The organism is Burkholderia sp. Bp9143 (genome assembly GCF_003853645.1).
In the GTDB taxonomy this organism is placed as follows: Bacteria; Pseudomonadota; Gammaproteobacteria; order Burkholderiales; family Burkholderiaceae; genus Burkholderia.
Window position 1 is genome coordinate 1 of the sequence record NZ_QTPO01000118.1, and the last position, 2,385, is coordinate 2,385.

Below are 2,385 nucleotides of genomic sequence, written 5' to 3' on the forward strand. Positions count from 1 at the left end.
CTGTTCGACGAGATTGGCATCTCGCTGTGCGAACGCGGGCTGATGATGAAGGAAGGCACGCTGGTCGATGCGACGATCATCGAAGCGCCGCCGTCGACCAAGAACGCCGAGAAGCGTCGCGATCCGGACATGCATCAAACGAAGAAAGCCAACGAGTGGCACTTCGGCATGAAGGCGCACGTGCGACCTGAAAGTCGCTTGAATTTCTGTCTAACTCAACGAGATGTGTGTTGTGATTAAACCGGTTGTTCCATCAACCGTTCCCTACCCAGACATGCGGAGCCGGTAACGGCTCGGTGTGAAGCTCTGGGAACAATGTAACCGCCGATTGATTCGGTACGCCGACCCGCGAGGGAAAGCGGAATCTGCCAGCACAAGGGTGGTGAGGAGCTAGGGACGAGCGGCAACGATCAACGTATGTGAACCTCTGTTAAACGTCGTCATCATTGTACAAGCCAAATGTGCTGATAGGCTTGAGCCAAAATGGCACGCGGTAAGGCATGGCCTATGTGAGCTGGGCCATCATGGACAATCTGCCGCCGGCGAATAGGAGGGATCCGCCCCGCTCTGAAATTCATGCGGAACAGGGTAAGCCCGTAGCGCTGCCGGAAACGGCAGGCGAACCGCGAGGAACGCTGTTAGTGCTGGGGGTAGAGGATTGCGGAAAAAGCGAACGCCCGGCTGTAATGGCCGGGATACGGGCTGAAACATCGCCCGACGCGAAAGCGGGCTGACTTCCGCGTGGTCATTCATGGCGAGAGAACTTGATTAATCGTTATACGAGGGAAGGCAGATGACGGCAACTGGGGGCACTGCGCAAGCAGGGGCATTCGGGGCTGGTGCACCCTCGCGCCCCACCGAGATGTGGCTTCAGGCTGATTGGCCTCGCATCAAGGATGAGGTGCGGCGACTCCAGGTGCGTATCGCCAAGGCAACCAAGGAAGGCAGATGGGGCAAGGCCAAGGCCTTGCAGCGTCTGCTGACCCGCTCGCACAGCGGCAAGATGCTAGCCGTGAAGCGAGTGACTGAGAATCGCGGCAAGAGAACGCCGGGTATCGATGGCAAGCTCTGGTCGACCCCGGCGGCCAAATGGAAAGGGATGGAAGCAATGCAACACCACGGTTATCGGGCGTTGCCGCTTCGACGCGTCTACATCCCGAAGAGCAATGGCAAGAAGCGTCCGCTCGGAATTCCCCGCATGCTGTGCAGAGCAATGCAGGCACTATGGAAGCTCGCGTTGGAGCCCATTGCGGAGACCTTGGCGGATCCAAACTCGTACGGGTTCCGGCCCGAACGTTCGACTGCCGATGCTATCGAATGCTGCTTTACCACTCTAGCCAAGCGTAAGTCGCCGGAGTGGATTCTGGAGGGAGACATTCGTGGCTGTTTCGATAATTTTAGTCACGACTGGATTCTTCAACACATTCCGATGGATAAGGAGGTCCTGCGACGATGGCTGAAGGCCGGATTTATCGACGAAGGAACCCTATTCGCGACTGAGGCTGGGTCACCGCAAGGGGGCATCATCTCGCCTGTCATCGCGAATATGACGCTGGACGGACTGGAAGCGGCAGTAGATGCAAGCGTGGGCCCGACGGAACGCGCACGCCGAAAGTTCAAGATCAACGTCAACCGGTATGCGGACGACTTCGTTGTGACCGGAGTGTCGAAGGACATTCTGGAGCAGAACGTACTCCCTGCGGTCAAGCAATTCTTGGCTGTTCGGGGTCTGGAACTCTCGGAAGAGAAAACCAGAGTTACCCACATTGCCGATGGGTTCGATTTCCTTGGTCAGAATGTCCGCAAGTACGCGGGTAAGCTGCTCATCAAACCGGCCAACAAAAGTGTGAAGGCACTTCTGGAAAAGGTTAGGGAAATCGTGAGACAGCATAGGAGCGCCACACAGAGAAATCTGATCGTACAGCTCAACCCAGTGATTCGGGGTTGGGCCATGTATCACCGTCATGTGGTCTCAAAATCTCATTTTACGTCGGTAGATGCTCACATCTGGCGCCTCTTGTGGAAATGGGCGATGCGTCGGCACCCCACGAAAGGCGCGGGCTGGGTGAAAAACAAATACTTCCACGTAGAGGGGAACCGTACCTGGGCGTTTACTGCCCGGTCCCAAGCCCACGGAGTAACCCGGCTGTTTCGGGCTGCGACGGTTCCGATTGTTCGTCACGTGAAGGTACGTGGCCAGGCAAATCCGTTTGACCCTGCGTGGTCGTCCTACCTTGCCCGTCGTCGAGCCGCGACTGACGATTGATTGCCCGGTACCAACGCTGGTGCTGGTGAATGGCTTGAGCCGGATGCGGGGCGACTCGCACGTCCGGTTCTTAGGGGAGCGCGTGCTGGCAACAGCACGCGCTTACCCGACATCGGCGT

Annotated in this window: 1 protein-coding gene and 1 pseudogene; both read left to right on the forward strand. The window is 57.5% G+C overall.

Going from position 1 to position 2,385, the window contains the following annotated elements; genetic code table 11:
• Positions 1 to 183 (forward strand): annotated as a pseudogene (locus DIE23_RS38830) (IS5/IS1182 family transposase); the annotation flags it as partial.
• Between the two features lie 610 nt (positions 184 to 793).
• Positions 794 to 2,266: a group II intron reverse transcriptase/maturase gene (gene ltrA, locus DIE23_RS38835; RefSeq protein ID WP_124618157.1), complete on the forward strand. Its 1,473-nt coding sequence runs from the start codon at positions 794 to 796 to the stop codon at positions 2,264 to 2,266.
• Positions 2,267 to 2,385: the final 119 nt, after the last annotated feature.

Bases quoted from the DNA above. Each gene is read 5' to 3' on its own strand.
- ltrA (WP_124618157.1), top strand. From the start codon at position 794: ATGACGGCAACTGGGGGCACTGCGCAAGCAGGGGCATTCGGGGCTGGT.